Genomic DNA, 18,500 nt, shown 5'->3' with positions numbered 1-18,500 from the left:
GTCCGCCCGCCCCGTTTCGTCACGCGCCGCCGCGAACCGGCACCTACCTGCCGGACGCACCCCGCACCCCGCACCCCGCACCCCGCCCGCGCCGTGAGCGCAGCGAACTGGCGCCCCACCTGCCGGACGCACCCCGCACCCCGCCGTGAGCGCAGCGAACTGGCGCGGTCGAGGCGGTGACGCCCCGAGCGAAGCGACGGCGGCACTCGCCGGGAAGACACAACAGGAAATGCCCCCGGGCCGAAAGGCCAGGGGGCATCCCATTTCCTGTGTCCGAGGGGGGACTTGAACCCCCACGCCCTAATACGGGCACTAGCACCTCAAGCTAGCGCGTCTACCATTTCCGCCACCCGGACAGGTGTTTCTTCAGTTGTCGGCCGTCGTTCCGGGCTGTTTCCCCGGCGTTCCTGCCGAGAGAAGACACTAGCACGGGTCTGAACGCCCGATGAACACGGCGGCGCATCCCGGGCGCGTCCTGCTGTGACGTCCGACGCCGGGGCCGTCGGCGCTGACCGGTAGCGTTGGGCCATGACGAACTCGGAGGCCACGCTGACCGACCTCGAGGCCACCGCGGCGATCGCCCGTGACCTCATCCGCATCGACACGACGAACTGGGGCGAGGGGAAGTCCCGCGGCGAGACCGAGGCGGCGCACTACGTCGAGGCGAAGCTCCGTGCGCTCGGGCTCGAGCCGCAGCTGTTCGAGTCCGAACCCGATCGGGTGAGCGTCGTGGCGCGGGTGCCCGGACGCAACCGCGACAAGTCCGCCCTGGTCGTGCACGGTCACCTCGACGTGGTGCCGGCGGACCCGGCGAACTGGTCGGTCGACCCGTTCGGCGGCGAGGTCCGGGACGGCATGCTCTGGGGTCGCGGCGCGGTCGACATGAAGAACATGGACGCGATGATGCTCACGTCACTGTCGGACGTCATCGAGCAGCAGGGAGCGCCGGAGCGCGACCTCGTGATCGCGTACTTCGCCGACGAGGAGGCCGGGGGAGTGCTCGGCTCGCACCACGTCGTCGAGAACCACCCCGAGGTCTTCCAGGGGGCGAGTGCGGCGATCAGCGAGGTCGGCGGCTACTCGATCACCCTCGGTGACCGTCGTGCGTACCTGCTGCAGACGGGCGAGAAGGCGCTGATGTGGATCAAGCTCGTCGCGACGGGCACCGCGGCGCACGGGTCGCACGTCATCCACGACAACGCGGTGACGAAGCTCGCGGCGGCGGTGGCCCGGATCGGCAGCGAGGAGTGGCCGGTGCGGCTGTCGGCGACGACCGACGCGATGGTGGCCGAGGTCGCACGGTTCCTCGGGGTGGACCCGACGGTGACCGGCCCGGACGAGGTGGCGCTGGCCACGGGGTCGGCGTCGCGGTTCATCCACGCGGCCCTGCACACGACGACGAACCCGACGGTGCTCACCGCCGGGTACAAGCACAACGTCATCCCCGACCACGCCGAGGCACTGGTGGACATCCGGTGCCTCCCCGGCGACGAGGAGACGGTGCTGGAGCGTGTCCGGGAGCTCGCGGGCGACGACGTCGAGGTCGTGATGTCCTTCCGCGACATCGGGCTCGAGCAGGACTTCGGCGGCCCCCTGGTCGACGCCGTGCGCGACGTCCTCGGCCGGCACGACCCGGGTGCTCCGGTGCTGCCGTACCTGCTCTCGGGCGGGACGGACAACAAGGCCCTGTCGACGCTGGGGATCGCGGGCTACGGGTTCGTGCCGCTGCAGCTGCCGGCGGGCGTGGACTTCCCGGCGATGTTCCACGGCGTGGACGAACGCGTGCCGCTCGACTCGCTGGCCTTCGGGCGGCGGGTCCTCGGAGACCTCCTCGCCACGTACTGATATCGTGCACGGTCGCCGGTCCGGCGGTGTCCTGAACCGACTCTCCCCGAAAGGCCCGAGCCGTGCACATCCTCGAGGCGATCTTCCTCGGCTTCGTCCAGGGGCTCACCGAGTTCCTCCCGGTGTCGTCCAGCGCCCACCTCCGCATCGTCGGGCTGTTCCTGCCGGACGCGCAGGACCCGGGCGCGGCGTTCACCGCGGTGACGCAGCTCGGCACCGAGACCGCCGTGCTGATCTACTTCTGGCGCGACATCACCCGGATCGTCGGTCGGTGGTTCCGGTCGCTGTCCGGGAAGACCGTGCCCCGCAACGACCCGGACGCCCGACTCGGGTGGCTCGTGATCCTCGGCACCATCCCGATCGGCATCGCCGGCCTGCTGCTCAAGGACTCGATCGAGACGACGTTCCGGTCGCTGTGGATCGTCGCGATCGTCCTCATCGTGTTCGGCATCGTGCTCGGCGTGCTCGACGTCGTCGGCAAGAAGGTCCGGCGCATCGAGCACATGACGTTCGGCGGCGGGATCCTGATCGGCCTGGCCCAGATGCTCGCCCTCGTGCCCGGCGTCTCGCGTTCCGGCGCGACGGTGTCGATGGGGCTCGCGCTCGGCTACACCCGCCCGGCGGCCGCTCGGTTCGCGTTCCTGCTCGCCGTGCCCGCCGTGTTCCTCTCCGGCCTGTACGAGGCCGCCACGAGCCTCGGTGACACCGGCGCACCGTTCGGCGTGGTCGACACGCTCATCGCCACGGTGGTCGCCTTCGTCGTCGGCTTCGTCGTGATCGCGGCGTTCATGAACTACATCAGCAAGCGCAGCTTCATGCCGTTCGTCGTCTACCGCATCGCACTCGGTATCGTTCTCATCGTGTTGTTGTCGCTCGGAGTGATCCAGCCGTGAGGGCCTGGCAGGTCCCGTCCGTCCCCGATGTCCCGGGCACCGCGCCCCGCCCGGTCGTGCACGACACGGCGACCGGCAAGCCCGTCGACCCGACCGGTGGCGAGGAACGTGCGGCGCTCTACGTGTGCGGCATCACCCCGTACGACGCCACCCACCTCGGCCACGCCGCGACCTACCTCTCGTTCGACACGCTCGGTCGTGTCTGGCGGGACGCCGGGTTCGAGGTCGAGTACGCGCAGAACACCACGGACGTCGACGACCCGCTCCTCGAACGGGCAGCGCGGGACGGCGTCGACTGGCGCGAGCTCGCGGCCTCGCAGATCGACCTGTTCCGGCGCGACATGGAGGCGTTGCGGGTCCTGCCGCCGGACGACTTCGTCGCGGTGACGGACGAGGTCGAACGCATCGCCGAGGCCGTGGCGTTCCTGCAGGAGACCGGCTACGCCTACGCCGTGCCGACGCCGGAGTCCGCCGGCGACGACCTCTACTTCGACGTGAACCGCCCGACCGAGGCCTGGTCGCTCGGGGACGAGAGCGGCCTCGACCGCGAGACCATGCTCGCGCTGTCGGCCGAGCGCGGCGGCGACCCCGACCGTGCGGGCAAGCGCGACCCGCTCGACCCGCTGCTCTGGCGCGCCGCACGAGCGGGCGAGCCGAGCTGGGACTCCGCCGTCGGCCCCGGGCGCCCCGGGTGGCACATCGAGTGCAGCGTCATCGCCGGCGACCGCCTCGGCCTGCCGATCAGCGTCCAGGGCGGCGGCAGCGACCTCGTCTTCCCGCACCACGAGATGAGCGCCGGGCACGCCGCAGCGCTCGCGCACCAGCCGCTCGCGCAGGCGTTCGTGCACACCGGGATGATCGCCTACCAGGGCGAGAAGATCTCGAAGTCGCTCGGCAACCTCGTCACGGTCCGTGGGCTGCTCGACGACGGCGCCGACCCGCGTGCGATCCGCCTCGCGCTGCTGTCGCACAAGTACTCCGACGACTGGGAGTGGTTCGACACCGAGCTCACCAGCGCCACCACACGCCTGGCCACGTGGGACGCCTGGGCCTCCGGGAGCGACGCCGGACACGCCGACGACGCGGCCGAGGTCATCGCCCGGGTCCGCGCTCGCGTCGCGGACGACCTCGACACGCCGGGTGCGGTCGCTGCGGTCGACACGGCGATCGCGGGCGGGACGGCGGTCACGCCGGACCTCGTGGACCTGGTCGACGCCTTACTCGGCATCCGCCTCGGCTGACGCTTCCAGTCCCGGTCACGCGGTCGCACGACGCGCCGCGCGCGTGTCGCCGAGGTCGCACGGACTGCCGCGCGCCGGACGCGCCGACGGCGGTTCCTGCGACCTCGCGTGCGCACCGCGCCAGCGGGGTGACGAACGGACGGGAGGCGCGGTGCCAACTGGCACCGCGCCTCCCGTCCGTCCGTGTGGTCGCGTCTACTGCGACGGTGGCGGCGGGCGGAACCCCTCGCCCCCGGCGGTCCCGCCGTCCTTGCCGTCCTTGCGCTCGCGGCGGCGGAGGTACTGCTCGAACTCCTGCGCGATGGCGTCGCCCGATGCCTCGGGGGAGTCGACCGTGTCCCGCGCCTGCTCGAGCTGGCCGATGTAGGACGCCATGTCCTCGTCGTCGGCGGCGAGGGCGTCGATGCCCTCCTCCCACTCGGTGGCGTCGTCGAGCAGCGATCCCCGCGGGACCGTGACGTCGGTGAGCTCCTCGATCTTGTCGAGCAGCGAGAGCGTCGCCTTGGGGGACGGCGAGTTGTGCACGTAGTGCGGCACCGAGGCCCAGAGTGACAGTGTGGTGAGGCCGGCGCTGTCCATCGCGTCGGCGAGCACCCCGAGGATCCCGGTCGGGCCCTCGTACGAGGAGCGGTCGACGTCGAACGCGGCACGCACGCCCGCGTTCTCGCTCGACACGAACACCGAGATGGGTCGGGTGTGCGGGACGTCGGCGAGCATCGCGCCGACGAAGACGACGGCGTCGATCGAGTAGACGTCCGCGAGGTCGATGATCTCGGCGCAGAAGCCGCGCCAGGTCCGCGAGGGCTCCGGGCCGACGAGCACGTAGACGTCGCGTTCGGACGGGGAGCCGGTGGCACCGATCACGGGTCGGCCTTCGGCACCGGGACCGTGCAGGACGATCCGCGGCCACTGGATGCCCCGGCCACCGTTCTCGTCCGTGCCGACGTTCGGGCGGTTGAACTGGTAGTCGACGTACCGCTCACCGTCGAGTTCGCGCAGCTCGTCGAGCTCGAGCGACTCGACGATGCGCCTGGCGAGACCGCTCGCCGCTTCTCCGGCGTCGTTCCAGCCCTCGAAGGCGACGACGAGCAGTCGACCGTCGCTGAAGGGGGAGTGCTGTGGCACGGACGGGACCTCCTGGTGGTGGAGCGGGGCGCGGGCGGCTCGCAGGTCGCGCGCGACCGGACATTCGCAGCAACAAGGATAGGGCCGCTCGACCGGAGTGCGTCCACGCGTCCGCGGTGAGCGGAACGCGGGCGGACCGCCCCGGTAGACTCGTCGCCCGTGACCGCGCAACCCTCCGCCCTCGTCCCGCCCGCAGCCGTGCTGTGGGACATGGACGGCACGATCATCGACACCGAGCCGATCTGGCAGCAGTCCCAGGTCGAACTCACCGACCGCTACGGCGTCGTCTGGACCCACGAGGACGGTCTCGCCCTGGTGGGCAGCGGCCTCGAGCGCTCGGGGGAGATCCTCCGCGACAAGGGCGTCGACATGGAGGTCGAGGAGATCATCCAGTGGATGACCGAGTACGTGATGGTGCGCCTGCGCGACGGTGAACTGCCGTGGCGTCCCGGTGCCCGCGAGCTCATCGAGGGCCTGCACGACCGCGGCATCCCGACCGCCCTCGTCACGATGTCCCGTCGGAAGATGGCGCTCGTCGCCGCCGATGCCCTCGGTGCCCGCGGCTTCCGGGTCGTCGTCGCGGGTGACGACGTCGAGCGGCCGAAGCCCTTCCCCGACGCCTACCTGTCCGCCGCCGCACAGCTCGGCGTCGACCCGACCGCGTGCGTCGCGATCGAGGACTCGGCGACCGGCGTGGCCTCGGCCGTGGCCTCCGGCGCGGTCACGGTGGCCGTCGAGCACATCGTCCCGCTGTCGGACATCACGGGCGGCGACGTCCACCTCACCACCCTCGCGGACGTCGACGTCGACCGGCTCGTCGAGCTGACCGGCCCGGCCCTCGCCGCCCGCACCCAGGAGGTCGCACGATGACCGACGCGCTCCCGAACCCCACCGAGTCGCTGCCGCACACCGCGGGCGGCGCACCGCACACCCCGCCGCGCGGACCCTTCCGCGCCGGTGACCGCGTGCAGCTGACCGGTCCGAAGGGCAAGCTGACGACCCTGTCGCTCGAGGTCGCGGGGGAGTACCACACGCACCGCGGCGTCCTGCGGCACGACGACGTCATCGGGCAGCCGGACGGGTCGGTGATCCGGGCGAGCACCGGTGACGAGTACCTCGCGCTGCGTCCGCTCCTCAACGACTACGTGATGTCGATGCCGCGCGGTGCCGCCATCGTGTACCCGAAGGACGCCGCCCAGATCGTGGCCTTCGCCGACGTCTTCCCGGGCGCCCGCGTGGTCGAGGCCGGTGTCGGTTCCGGCGCGCTCTCGCTGTTCCTCCTGCGGGCGATCGGACCGACCGGGCAGCTGCAGTCGTTCGAGCGCCGCGAGGAGTTCGCCGCGATCGCCCGGGGCAACGTCGGCACCTTCCTCGGCGCCGTCCCGGACAACTGGTCGGTCACCGTGGGTGACCTCGTCGACGAGCTGCCCGGCGCCGCCGAACCGCAGAGCGTCGACCGGGTCGTCCTCGACATGCTCGCGCCGTGGGAGTGCGTCGACGCCGCAGCGGACGCCCTCGTCCCCGGTGGTCTCATCGTCTGCTACGTCGCGACCGTCACGCAGCTGTCCCGCACGGCCGAGGCGCTCCGCGACACCGGGCGCTTCACGGACCCGCAGTCCAGCGAGACCCTCGTCCGCACCTGGCACGTCGAGGGCCTCGCCGTCCGCCCGGACCACCGCATGGTCGGGCACACCGGGTTCCTCGTCACGGCACGCCGGCTGGCCGACGGTGTCGTGCTGCCGAACCTGAAGCGTCGCGCAGGCAAGGCGGAGTTCTCCGACGAGGACGTCGAGGCCTGGACGCCCGGCGCCGTCGGCGAGCGGTCGGCCAGCGACAAGAAGCTCCGCAAGGTCGCGCGACAGGCGGCAGCGCAGGCCCGCAAGGTCGCCGCAGCCGAGGCCGGACCCGCCGCGTCCGACGCGGACGGCGCTGCTGAGGACGACCGGTAGGCTACGCGACGTGCCCGTCCTGCATCGAACGGAAAGAGGGTCCGTGCGCACCATCCCCGCACTCCTGGTCACCATCGGCCTCGCCGCAGCACTCACCGGGTGCGCGGCGAGCGGGGCCGGTTCCACGCCGTCGAGCTGCGCCGCTCCCGGTGCCGCGTCCGAGGCGGTCACCGCCACGGGTGCGTTCGGCAAGGAGCCGAAGGTCAACATCCCGAGCGGCCTCACCACGAAGGGCACCCAGGTCTCGGTCCTCCGCCAGGGCGAGGGTCGCGAGATCGAGGACGGCACGCCCGTCGTGATCGAGTACACCCTCGTCGACGGTGCGACCGGCGAGGTCGCACAGACGAGCGGGTACTCCGGCCAAACCGCCCCGATCACCGCGGGTGCCGACAACTACGGGGCGCTCGGCGCCTCCCTCGAGTGCGCGCACGTCGGTGACCGCCTCGCCGTCGCACTGCCGAAGAGCGCCCTGAGCTCCTCGACCACCGGCGACACGGGGACCTCGTCGACCAAGACCGAGGACGCCGTCATCGCCGTCATCGACGTCAAGAAGGCCTTCGACGCCCGCGCGACCGGCACGCCGCAGCTCGCCGGGGACGGGATGCCCGCCGTCGTCCTCGCGCCGTCGGGCGCGCCCGGCATCACGATCCCCTCGTGGTCGGCGCCGAAGTCGGACGAGACGCACCTGCTCCGCAAGGGGCACGGCGCCGAGCTCACCGACAAGGACACCGCCGTCATCAAGTACACCGCCGTGTCGTGGCCCGCTGACGGCACCGACGCCTCGGTGGCCGGTTCCAGCTGGACCGACGGCTCGGGCGCGCAGACCGTGCCGCTCACCAAGGGCCAGGTGCAGGAAGGCGTCCGGAACGCCATCGTCGGGCACCGTGTCGGCGACCAGGTGCTCACGATCGTGCACCAGCAGGGCGCGGCGTACGCGTACGTGATCGACGTCCTCGGGAAGATCTCCGCCTGACCCTCCCGGACCGTCCACGGACCGCGGCGCGGGTGCACTCCGGTGCACCCGCGCTGCCGTAGGATCGGCTCGTGCCAGCGACCCGTGTGCCCCGTGTGCCTGCCGAGGAACGGCTGTTCAGCCTGGTGCTCGCGCTGCTCTCGACGGAGTCCGGGCTGACGAAGTCCGAGATCCTCGCCAACGTGCAGGGCTACCGGCAGCGGTTCACGACGGGCGGCGACAACGCCTCGCTGGAGCGCCAGTTCGAGCGCGACAAGGACGACGTCCGCGAGCTGGGCATCCCGCTCGAGACCATCGAGACCCCGGGTGCCGCCGGCAACAACCAGACGCTCCGCTACCGGATCCCGAAGGGCGAGTACGACCTGCCCGTCGACGTCCGCTTCACGCCGGACGAGTCCGCGCTCCTGTCCCTCGCCGCGATGGCCTGGCGCGAGGGGGCGCTCTCCGCCGACTCCCGTCGCGGCCTGCTCAAGGTGCGGTCCGCCGGATCCGAGGACGACGGCGCCGGAGCCCTCGGCGTCGACGCGTACGCCCCGCGGCTCCGCGCCCGTGACGTCGCCTTCGAGCCGCTGCGCTCGGCGCTCGACCGGTCCGCCGCGGTCCGCTTCGACTACATCACGCCGGGGCAGCACGAGCCGCGTCGGCGTCAGGTGGCCCCGGTCGCACTCGTCCAGCACGGCGGCCGCTGGATGCTCGCCGCGCACGAGTTCGCGACGGACAGCGAGAAGAACTACCTGCTCTCCCGGATCGTCGGGCCCGTCGCCCAGTACGAGGTCGGGCAGCACCCGGCCCCGGCCGGCGCGGGGGAACGCGCGCTGGCGGAGCTCGAGCGCATCTGGGCGGCACGCACCGCCCGGATCCGGGTCGCACCGGGGTCGGACGCCGAACGTCGGCTCGCCCGCCGGCGGGACACCGAGACCGATGACGACGGCGTCCTCGTCCTGCACCACGTCGACCCCCAGATCCTCGCCGAGGAGCTCGCCGCCTTCGGGCCCGAGGTTCGCGTGCTCGAGCCGGACGACCTGCGCGACCGGGTGACCGAGCGCCTGCGGGCCCTCGTCGCCGACCACGCCGACGCACCGGCACCCGCCGCCGACCAGGACGGGAGCCCCCGTGGCTGAGCAGCAACCACTCCAGGCGCAGGACAAGCTCGCGTTCCTGCTCGCCCTCGTGCCCTACCTGATCGACCGCGAGCGCGTCTCGGTCGCCGAGGCCGCTCGGCACTTCGGCGTCCCCGAGACCCGGATCCGCCGTGCCGTCGAGCTCATCGCGGTGTCCGGCGTCCCCGGTGAGACGATGCAGTACCAGCACGGCGACCTGTTCGACATCGCGTGGGACGACTTCGACCAGAACGACATGATCGTGCTGACGAACCTCGTCGCGATCGACGACTCCCCGCGGCTCTCGGCGCGCGAGGCGTCGGCGCTCATCGCCGGACTGCAGTACCTGTCCGCCCTCCCCGAGGCCGCCGACCGAGACGCGATCCGCGCGCTCATGGCGAAGCTGTCCCGCGGTGCCGGTGGCGCGGCCGCGAACGTCGCCGTCGGGCAGGACCTGCACGACGTCGCCCTCGCGGTCATCCGCAGGGCGATGGCCGACGGTCGCGGGCTTGCGTTCGAGTACGCCGGTCCGCGCACGCAGGGGAGCACCCGCCGCGTCGACGCGCTGCGCGTGGAGTCGATCGACACCGACTGGTACCTGCGGGCCTGGGACCTCGACCGACAGGCCCTCCGGACGTTCCGGCTCGACCGGATGTCCGGCGTACGGGTCGACGACCGCCCGGCGGAGAAGTCGATCGACGACGTGGTGATCCCGGACACGCTGTTCCAGCAGGCAGCCGAGGACGTGATCGTCACCGTCGAGCTCGACTCCTCGTCGCTGCCGCTCGTTGCCGACTTCCTCGCCGACACGGCCGACGCGCCCGACACCGACGGCCGGGTGCGCATCCGTCTGGCGGCGTCGAACGGCTTCGACGGTGTGGTGCGGCTCGTCGCGGGGCTGCCCGGTCGCGCGGTCGTGCTCGACCCGCCGGCCGCACGGGCCGCGGTGCGCGACTTCGCCGCGGCGGCCCGCGCCGCCGACTGAGCCGCGCGCGCCCGCCGCACCGGCGCTGCGTGTCGCGCACGTCGAACCACGAAACCGACGTCGAACCGGCACCGCGACGTGGTTCGACGTCGGTTCCGTGGTTCGAACCGAGCGCCGCCGACTGAGCTGCGCGCGACCGCCGGACCGGACACGCGTCGGCCCCGCCGCCGACGTGCCGACAGAGGGACGGGAGGCGCGGTGCGGGCCCGCCCCGCGCCTCCAGGCCCGTGACCCTCCTGTGCGAACGCACGTCGCGGCCGACTGTCGGTCCCGACCCCGTAGGATCGACCCATGGCTTCGACGACCGCGCGCGGGCGAGCGAGGCGGACCGGGCGTCCGACGAAGGACGCCGAAGGCCGCATGTCGCTCGGGCAGCACCTCATCGAGCTGCGCAACCGCCTGTTCCGCGCAGTGATCGCGATCGTCGTCGCCGCGGTCGGTGGGTGGTTCCTCACCCCGTTCGTGCTCGACGCGCTCCGGTCGCCGGTCTCCCAGCTCGCCAAGGTCGGCGGGCACACGGCCGAACTGAACTTCCCGATGATCACGGGCGCGTTCGACCTGAAGCTGCAGATCGCCATCACGATCGGCATCGTCATCGCGAGCCCGGTGTGGCTCTACCAGATCTGGGCGTTCATCGTCCCGGCGCTGGTGCGGCGTGAGAAGCAGTACGTGTGGGGCTTCCTCGGCACCGCGATCCCGCTGTTCTTCGCCGGCTGCTGGTTCGGGTGGTACATCCTGCCGCACGTGGTCGGCATCCTCGGCAGCTTCGTGTCGAGCCAGGACACCTCGATCGTCGACGCCAAGGCCTACTACGACTTCGTCATCAAGCTCATCGTCGCCGTCGGCATCGCGTTCGTCCTGCCGGTGTTCCTCGTGCTGCTCAACTTCGTCGGCGTGCTGTCCGCGTCCTCGATCATCAAGTCCTGGCGCGTGGCGATCCTCTGCATCCTGGTCTTCTGCGCCATCGTGACGCCCAGCGCCGACGTCATCTCGATGTTCCTGCTCGCCGTGCCGATGATCGTGCTGTACGTCGCCGCGTGCGCGGTGGCCTGGCTCCACGACCGCCGGGTGGCGAAGCGCCAGGCGAAGCTCGACGAAGAGTACGGCCTGTGAGCACGACGGAGCCGAGCGCTGCCGAACGGTTCCGGGCGGCGAAGGTCCGGAACCGGTCCCGCAACCTCGAACTCTTCCGCGCCGACCTGCGGTTCGACCTCGACCCGTTCCAGTTCGCCGCGTGCGACGCGCTCGACCAGGGGCGCAGCGTCCTCGTGGCCGCGCCGACCGGGGCCGGCAAGACCATCGTGGCCGAGTTCGCGATCTGGCTGGCGATGCGGCAGCCGACGGCGAAGGTGTTCTACACGACGCCGATGAAGGCCCTGAGCAACCAGAAGTACGCCGAGCTCGTCGACGTCTACGGCGAGTCCGAGGTCGGGCTGCTGACCGGCGACACGAACGTGAACCCGCGGGCCCGTGTCGTCGTGATGACGACCGAGGTCCTGCGGAACATGATCTACGCGGACTCCGACCTGCTCGACGACCTCGCGTGGGTCGTCCTCGACGAGGTCCACTACCTCGCCGACCGGTTCCGCGGTGCCGTCTGGGAAGAGGTGATCCTGCACCTCCCGACCGAGGTCCGGCTCGTCTCCCTCAGCGCCACGGTCTCCAACGCGGAAGAGTTCGGCGACTGGCTGCAGACCGTCCGCGGCGACACCGACGTCATCGTCTCCGAGGACCGCCCCGTGCCGCTCGAGCAGCACGTGCTCGTCGGCTCGAAGATGGTCGACCTGTTCGACTCCAGCGGTGCCGCGGCGACGAACCGCGTCAACCCGGAGCTCCTCCGGCTCGTCGGCGGTGCCTCGCGCAGCGAACGGCACGGCGGCGGACACCGTGGCGGCCGGGGGCGCGGGGGCTACCACGACCGCCGTGGTCCGCGCACCGAGAAGCTGCACCGCGAGCGCATCGCCCACATGCTCGACGAGCGGATGCTCCTGCCCGCGATCTTCTTCGTGTTCAGCCGGAACGGGTGCGACCAGGGCGTCCGGAACGTCCTCCGTTCAGGACTGTCGCTGACGACGGCGCAGGAGCGCAACGAGATCCGCGAGACGGCGGAGTACCACTGTCGCACCCTCCTCGACGAGGACCTCGCCGTGCTCGGCTACTGGGAGTGGCTCGAGGGCCTCGAACGCGGCGTCGCGGCGCACCACGCCGGGCTCCTGCCGGCCTTCAAGGAGGTGGTGGAGGACCTCTTCCAGCGCAAGCTCCTCAAGGTCGTGTTCGCGACGGAGACCCTGGCGCTCGGCGTGAACATGCCGGCCCGCACGGTCGTCCTCGAGAAGCTCGAGAAGTTCAACGGCGAGGCCCGCGTCCCGATCACGCCGGGGGAGTACACGCAGCTCACCGGTCGCGCCGGGCGTCGTGGCATCGACGTCGAGGGGCACTCGGTCATCCAGTGGTCGGACGGCCTCGATCCCCAGGGTGTCGCGTCGCTCGCGAGCCGCCGCACCTACCCGCTGAACTCGTCGTTCAAGCCGACCTACAACATGGCCGTGAACCTCATCGACCAGTTCGGTCGGCAGCGCACGCGCGAGGTCCTCGAGACGTCGTTCGCGCAGTTCCAGGCCGACCGTTCGGTCGTCGACCTCGCGCGGAAGGTCCGGTCGCAGCAGGAGTCCCTCGACGGCTACCAGCAGGCGATGCAGTGCCACCTCGGCGACTTCACCGAGTACGCGGCCCTGCGCCGTGAACTCTCCGACCTCGAGCGGACGAACGTCCCCGGCGGGCGCGAGGCCTCGCACGGCGCCCGGGCCGAACGGCAGGCCGCCATCACGGACGTCCGACGGCGCATGCAGCGGCACCCCTGCCACGCCTGCCCCGACCGAGAGGCCCATGCGCGCTGGTCCGAGCGCTGGTACAAGCTCAAGCGCGCCAACGACAAGCTCCTGCAGCAGATCCGTTCCCGCACGGGTGCGGTCGCGACCACGTTCGACCGGGTCACGAACGTGCTCCTGCAGCTCGGCTACTTGGTCGACACCGGCAACGGCGAGGCCACGGTCGCCGCCGGCGGGCGTCGGCTGCAGCGGATCTACGGTGAGCGCGACCTGCTCGTCGCCGAGTGTCTCGAGGCGGGCGTCTGGAAGGACCTCACCCCGGCGCAGCTCGCCGCGATGGCCGCCACGATCGTCTACCAGCCCCGCCGAGAAGACGCGCCCGGCACCGAGCACGCCCTGCCCCGCGGGGCGTTCCGTCCGGCACTCGACGAGACCCTGACCATCTGGTCCCGACTCGACGACATCGAGCGCGACGCCCGACTCGCCGGGTCGCAGCCGCCGACCCCGGCCGCCGCGGTCGGCATGTTCCGCTGGGCGTCCGGTTCCGCGCTCGACGACGTGCTGCGCACGCTCGACCTGCCGGCCGGTGACTTCGTGCGCTGGTCGAAGCAGGTCATCGACCTGCTCGACCAGATCCGGAACGCCGGCGACGACGACCTCGCCCAGACCGCACGGCGGGCGACGGACGCGGTGCGCCGCGGCATCGTCGCCTACGCGGCGGTCTGACAGGAGGCACGGTGCCGGTTCCCGAGTCCGACGTGCGCCCGCAGGGCGCCGCCTCCACTGCCTCCGTCGCCTCTGGTCAGGACGCGACCGCTGGGCGTGGGTCCGCGGCGGGCGGTCGCGGTGCTGCCGTGCGCCCGCCGGCGGGCCGCCGGTCCGACTTCGCCGCCCTGCCGCTCGCGCAGGCGTTCCCGCTCGCCGTCATCGGGGGCGTGCTGTTCGCACTCGCCTTCCCGTCGCCGGGCTGGTGGTTCCTCGCCTACCCCGCACTCGCGTGCATGCTGCTCGCCGCGATGGGCCAGCGTGCCCGGCGCGCCGCCTGGCTCGGGTACGTCTCCGGCGCGGCCTTCTGGATCCCCGCGATCTCGTGGGCCGGCCGCTACCTCGGCCCGGTCCCGTGGTTCGCGCTCGCGCTGTTCGAAGCCGCGTTCTTCGCCCTCGGCAGCGTCGCGATCGCCCTCGCGTACCGCTGGGTGGCGCGTGTCGTGCCGTCCACCGCCGGACGTGTGTGGGGCCTCCCGGCCGTCGTCGCCGCGCTCTGGACCGGACGCGAGTGGTTCTCGGGGAGCTGGCCCTACGGCGGCTTCGCGTGGGGGCGGGTCGGTCTCTCGCAGTCGCAAGGCCCGTTCACGCACCTGGCTGCCTACGTGGGTGTGCTCGGGGTGACGTTCGTCGTCGTGTACTGCGTCGCGGTCGTCGTGTCGCTCGCCCTGGTCGTGCCCCGCGGTCCCGGCCGGGTCGTACGGGTGCCCGTCCGCGTCGCGACGGCGGGACTGCTCGTCGCCGCCGTGCTCGCCGTGCCCGCGTGGCCGACCGCCACCGACGGCACGATCCGGATCGAGTCGGTGCAGGGCGACGGCCCCGCCGGGTACTTCGACCGGGCGGCGCCGGGCGCGGTGCTGAGCGCGCAGGTCGCGGCGACCGACGTCGAGGCGGAGGGGGTCGACCTCGTGGTCTGGCCCGAGGGCTCCGCCGAGTTCGATCCGCGCCAGCAGCCGGTGATCGCGTCGGCCCTCGACCAGGTCGTCGACTCCGTCGGGGCGCCGATCGTCGCCGGCGCCATCACGCAGACGTCCTCGGGGGTCCTGCACAACACCTCGTTCGTGTGGACGAAGGACGGCTGGCAGTCGTCCTACGACAAGAAGCGCCCGGTGCCCTTCGGCGAGTACGTCCCGGACCGCTGGTTCTTCTCCAAGCTCGCGCCGTCGCTCATCGGGCTGCTGCAGCGCGACTACACCCCGGGGACGAAGCCGAACGTGCTGTCGGTCGCCGGCGTCCGGGCGGGCATCGCGATCTGCTTCGACATCGTCGACGACGGCCTCGCCACCGACATGGCGCGCGGGGGAGCACAGGTCATCCTGGCGCAGACGAACAACGCGGACTTCGACGGCACCGACGAGAACCTGCAGCAGCTGGAGATCGCTCGGATGCGGGCGATCGAGACCGGTCGGTCGCTCGTGAACATCTCCACCGTCGGGGCGTCGCAGGTCATCGACCCGACCGGACGGACGATCGACCGGGTGCCGGCGTACACCGCGACCTCGATGATCACGGACGTGCCGCTCGGGACCACCACCACCCCGGCGACCCTCGCGTCCGGATCGATCGCGCTCCTGCTCTCGCTCGGCGGGCTCCTCACGCTGCTCGCCTGCGCGCCCTGGGGCCGCCGCGGGACTGCTCGCCGCGCCTGACCGCCCCGGCCGCGGCCCCGCACTGGGAGAGGACTGTGAATGCGCCGGTCCGGGAGTGCAGGCGCGTGGGACAGTGTTGTGGAGGGCAGACGAGCGAGAGGAGCACACACATGGCTGATCGGAGTCTCCGCGGCATGCGGCTCGGGAGTCAGAGTCTCCAGAGCGAAGAGGGCGTCGAGCTCTCGGACCGCAAGCGTGCGGTCTACCAGACGGAATCGGGGGAGACGTTCGACATCGTCTTCTCGGCGGATGCAGACGTCCCCCAGACGTGGTCGGAGCCCCGCTCCGGTCGCGAAGGACGACTCCTCGGTGACGACGGCATCCCAGTCGAGGTCGCTGCAGAGGACGTCAAGGCCCCCAGGACCCACTGGGACATGCTGCTCGAGCGACGCTCGCGTGAAGAGCTCGAGGAGCTCCTGCAGGAGCGACTGCAGTTCCTGCGCGCACGACGCGGCGCCTGACCCGCACACGACGACGACGCCCGCCCCGGTCTCCCGGGGCGGGCGTCGTCGTCGTGGTGGCGGTCAGCGGCGGCCGGAGCCGTCGCTCGTGCGGTGCCCGGAGGCGTCGGGGCCGGCGTCGGTCGCGCTCCCGTGGTGCTCGTCCTTCGCTGCGTCGCGGAGCTCGTCGGCCGCGGCCTCGTCCGACGCCGCGAGGTGCGCGTCGACGCTCTTGTTCGACTCGGCGAGACGCTGGTCGAGCTCGGACTCGGGGACGATGTCCGCAGCCGTGGCGTCCGGGCGGGGGACCGAACCGGCCGCGGCATCGGCGGCCGCGCTGTTCGCCAGGCTCTCGTTCGCGAGTTTGGAGATCCGCGACAGGAAGTCGCCCCCGGCGCCGCCGCCGGCGATCGGTCCGCTGCCGGTGCGCCCGGCGGTGAAGCCCTTCGCGATGCCGGACAGTGCCTCGGTGAACTCGCTCGGGATCATCCAGAGCTTGTTCGCGGTGCCCTCGGCGATCTTCGGCAGGGTCTGCAGGTACTGGTACGACAGGAGCTTGTCGTCCGGGTCGCCGGTGTGGATGGCGTCGAACACCGTGGCGATCGCCTGCGCTTCACCCTCGGCACGGAGGACCTGGGCCTTCGCGTCACCCTCGGCCGCGAGGATGGCGGCCTGCCGCTGCCCCTCGGCCTCGAGGATCTGGGACTGCTTCGTCCCCTCGGCCTGCAGGATGGCGGCACGACGGCTGCGCTCGGCACGCAGCTGCTGCTCCATGGCGTCCTGGATCGACACGGGCGGCTCGATCGCCTTGAGCTCGACGCGGCCGACGCGGATACCCCACTTGCCGGTCGCCTCGTCGAGCACGACGCGGAGCTGGCCGTTGATGTTGTCGCGGCTGGTCAGGGCCTCTTCGAGGTTGAGGCCACCGACGACGTTGCGGAGCGTGGTGGTCGTGAGCTGCTCGACCGCGCCGAGGTAGTTGGCGATCTCGTAGGTGGCGGCGCGGGCGTCGGTGACCTGGAAGTAGACGACCGTGTCGATCGAGACCACCAGATTGTCCTCGGTGATGACGGGCTGCGGCGGGAAGGACACGACCTGCTCGCGCATGTCGAGCAGCGGCCGGAGTCGGTCGATGAACGGCACCAGCAGGTTCAACCCGGGGTTGAGGGTCTTGTGGTACTTCCCGAGGCGTTCGACGATCCCCGCGGTCGCCTGCGGCACGATGCGGATCGCGCGGGACAGGACGACGATCACGAAGATGACGACGACGAGGATGAGGACGAGCAGTGCGATCGTCCCGGCTGAGATGGTCACGAGGTGGCCCTTTCTCCGAGGCGGACGACAGCCGTCGACCCCTCGATGGACTCGACGACCACGGGGGTCCCGAGCGGCGGTGTTCGGTCTGTGGCGTCGGCGGAGATGCGGGCGCTCCAGGTCTCGCCGTTGGCCAGGCGGACCTGGCCGGGGGCGGACGCGGTGAAGGCGACGGCGACCGTGCCCGGCAGCCCGATGAGTCCCTCGACGTTGGTGCGGTGCGGGTCGGCGTTCCGGCCGAGTGCCGTCAGGAGCCGCGGCCGGACGACCGACAGCAACAGCAGGGCGACGCCCGCGGCGATGATGGCCGACAGCCACCACGGTGCGCCGAGCAGTGCGGCGACCAGCCCGCCGGCAGCACCGGCCGCGAGCATGATGAAGATGAAGTCGAGCGTGAATATCTCGACCACGCCCAGCAGGAGCACCAGTCCGATCCAGATGACGGTCTGGATCCAATCGATCCCGTTCACGCGATCTCCCTCCCTCGGTCGCGCGCGGCTGCTCGCTGCGTCGCGACGGCCGGTCCAACTCCGTTCAACATATCAAGTCCGTGCTGTGCCCGCGCGGTGGTTGGTAGGCTCGTCGGCGGCCGACCCGCCGAACCAGACCTGGAGAACACGACTGTGAGCAACCCCCTCGCCCCCGGATCCCTCGCCGACAAGCGCGCCCTCGTCACGGGGTCGTCCCGCGGCATCGGCGCCGACACCGTCGGGTACCTGGCCGAGGCCGGCGCCAAGGTCGTCGTGAACTACCGCAACAAGGCCAAGCGTGCCGAGCAGATCGCCGAGAAGATCGTCGCCGCGGGCGGGTCGGCACTCGCCGTCGGTGCGGACCTGACCGACCACGACTCCGTCCAGGCGATGGTCGACACCGTCGTGCAGGAGTGGGGCGGCATCGACCTGCTCGTGCTCAACGCCTCCGGTGGCATGGAATCCGGCCTGGGCGAGGACTACGCGCTGCGCCTGAACCGCGACGCGCAGGTGGACATGCTGCAGACCGCCGTGCCGCACATGCCCGCCGGATCGCGCGTCGTGTTCGTCACGAGCCACCAGGCCCACTTCGTCGAGACCGCCGAGACGATGGACGAGTACGTGCCGGTCGCCAAGAGCAAGCGGGCCGGCGAGCTCGCCCTCCGCGAACTCGTGCCGCAGCTCGACGCGGCGGGCATCGAGTTCGTGGTCGTCTCCGGCGACATGATCGAGGGCACGATCACCGCCACGCTCCTCAACCGCCTCAACCCGGGCGCGATCGAGGGCCGCCGTGCCGAGGTCGGCAAGCTCTACAGCGTCTCCGAGTTCGCCGCCGAGATCGCCGCGGCCGCGGTCGAGCCGATCCCCGCCGACCACACCAAGCTCGTCGGCGACGTCAGCGGCTTCGTCGGCTAACGTCGGAC

16 protein-coding genes and 1 tRNA gene are annotated in these 18,500 nt (G+C 71.7%); 13 read left to right on the top strand and 4 right to left on the bottom strand.

Annotated elements, in window-relative coordinates:
- Positions 1-270: 270 nt before the first annotated feature.
- A tRNA-Leu gene (locus tag ACEN8D_RS03065) sits at positions 271-356 on the bottom strand.
- 172 nt (positions 357-528) lie between these two features.
- On the opposite strand from ACEN8D_RS03065, the gene ACEN8D_RS03060 reads away from it, so the two are divergent.
- The 3 genes from ACEN8D_RS03060 (at position 529) to mshC (ending at position 3,979) form a co-directional block, all read left to right on the top strand.
- Positions 529-1,845, top strand: a complete 1,317-nt coding sequence (locus ACEN8D_RS03060; protein ID WP_309779608.1) for a M20/M25/M40 family metallo-hydrolase — start codon at positions 529-531, stop codon at positions 1,843-1,845.
- Between the two features lie 62 nt (positions 1,846-1,907).
- Positions 1,908-2,738, top strand: coding sequence for an undecaprenyl-diphosphate phosphatase (locus tag ACEN8D_RS03055; RefSeq protein WP_070419014.1), 831 nt, complete (start codon positions 1,908-1,910; stop codon positions 2,736-2,738).
- Positions 2,735-3,979, top strand: a complete 1,245-nt coding sequence (mshC, locus tag ACEN8D_RS03050; RefSeq protein ID WP_070419013.1) for a cysteine--1-D-myo-inosityl 2-amino-2-deoxy-alpha-D-glucopyranoside ligase — start codon at positions 2,735-2,737, stop codon at positions 3,977-3,979. The genes ACEN8D_RS03055 and mshC overlap by 4 nt, the downstream gene beginning before the upstream one ends.
- 195 nt (positions 3,980-4,174) lie before the next feature.
- Here mshC and ACEN8D_RS03045 read toward each other — a convergent pair whose 3' ends face one another.
- Positions 4,175-5,104, bottom strand: coding sequence for a proteasome assembly chaperone family protein (locus ACEN8D_RS03045; RefSeq protein WP_070419012.1), 930 nt, complete (start codon positions 5,102-5,104; stop codon positions 4,175-4,177).
- A 159-nt stretch (positions 5,105-5,263) separates the two neighbouring features.
- Here ACEN8D_RS03045 and ACEN8D_RS03040 point away from each other — a divergent pair, with 159 nt between their 5' ends.
- The 9 genes from ACEN8D_RS03040 (at position 5,264) to ACEN8D_RS03000 (ending at position 15,814) form a co-directional block, all read left to right on the top strand.
- Entirely contained in the window at positions 5,264-5,974 is a 711-nt protein-coding gene (locus ACEN8D_RS03040; protein WP_229085973.1) for an HAD family hydrolase, read from the top strand.
- Complete coding sequence (locus ACEN8D_RS03035; protein ID WP_402717486.1) at positions 5,971-7,053, top strand: tRNA (adenine-N1)-methyltransferase; 1,083 nt, start codon at positions 5,971-5,973, stop codon at positions 7,051-7,053. The genes ACEN8D_RS03040 and ACEN8D_RS03035 overlap by 4 nt, the downstream gene beginning before the upstream one ends.
- A gap of 43 nt (positions 7,054-7,096) precedes the next feature.
- The gene (locus tag ACEN8D_RS03030; RefSeq protein WP_070419011.1) at positions 7,097-8,026 is read left to right on the top strand and encodes an FKBP-type peptidyl-prolyl cis-trans isomerase; all 930 of its coding nucleotides are present in this window, start codon (positions 7,097-7,099) and stop codon (positions 8,024-8,026) included.
- Positions 8,027-8,097: 71 nt separating this feature from the next.
- Entirely contained in the window at positions 8,098-9,147 is a 1,050-nt protein-coding gene (locus ACEN8D_RS03025; RefSeq protein WP_413399848.1) for a helix-turn-helix transcriptional regulator, read from the top strand.
- The gene (locus ACEN8D_RS03020; RefSeq protein WP_495601146.1) at positions 9,140-10,111 is read left to right on the top strand and encodes a helix-turn-helix transcriptional regulator; all 972 of its coding nucleotides are present in this window, start codon (positions 9,140-9,142) and stop codon (positions 10,109-10,111) included. Before ACEN8D_RS03025 ends, ACEN8D_RS03020 begins: the two co-directional genes overlap by 8 nt.
- A 360-nt stretch (positions 10,112-10,471) precedes the next feature.
- Positions 10,472-11,224: a twin-arginine translocase subunit TatC gene (tatC, locus tag ACEN8D_RS03015; RefSeq protein WP_070419009.1), complete on the top strand. Its 753-nt coding sequence runs from the start codon at positions 10,472-10,474 to the stop codon at positions 11,222-11,224.
- Positions 11,221-13,665, top strand: a complete 2,445-nt coding sequence (locus ACEN8D_RS03010) for a DEAD/DEAH box helicase (protein ID WP_071294706.1) — start codon at positions 11,221-11,223, stop codon at positions 13,663-13,665. The genes tatC and ACEN8D_RS03010 overlap by 4 nt, the downstream gene beginning before the upstream one ends.
- Before the next feature lie 11 nt (positions 13,666-13,676).
- A complete protein-coding gene (gene lnt, locus ACEN8D_RS03005) occupies positions 13,677-15,353 on the top strand; it encodes an apolipoprotein N-acyltransferase (RefSeq protein WP_495601145.1) in 1,677 nt (558 codons plus the stop codon).
- A 110-nt stretch (positions 15,354-15,463) separates the two neighbouring features.
- Positions 15,464-15,814: an RNA polymerase-binding protein RbpA gene (locus ACEN8D_RS03000; RefSeq protein WP_111116451.1), complete on the top strand. Its 351-nt coding sequence runs from the start codon at positions 15,464-15,466 to the stop codon at positions 15,812-15,814.
- Between the two features lie 63 nt (positions 15,815-15,877).
- Here the strand turns inward: ACEN8D_RS03000 and ACEN8D_RS02995 are convergent, their stop codons facing one another.
- Entirely contained in the window at positions 15,878-17,107 is a 1,230-nt protein-coding gene (locus ACEN8D_RS02995) for an SPFH domain-containing protein (protein WP_070419006.1), read from the bottom strand.
- The gene (locus ACEN8D_RS02990; protein ID WP_254789583.1) at positions 17,104-17,577 is read right to left on the bottom strand and encodes an NfeD family protein; all 474 of its coding nucleotides are present in this window, start codon (positions 17,575-17,577) and stop codon (positions 17,104-17,106) included. The genes ACEN8D_RS02995 and ACEN8D_RS02990 overlap by 4 nt, the downstream gene beginning before the upstream one ends.
- A gap of 153 nt (positions 17,578-17,730) precedes the next feature.
- Here ACEN8D_RS02990 and ACEN8D_RS02985 point away from each other — a divergent pair, with 153 nt between their 5' ends.
- A complete protein-coding gene (locus tag ACEN8D_RS02985; RefSeq protein ID WP_413399368.1) occupies positions 17,731-18,492 on the top strand; it encodes an SDR family oxidoreductase in 762 nt (253 codons plus the stop codon).
- Positions 18,493-18,500: the final 8 nt, after the last annotated feature.

Source organism: Curtobacterium sp. Curtsp22 (assembly GCF_059492135.1).
This window is presented reverse-complemented; position numbering and strand designations above follow the sequence as displayed.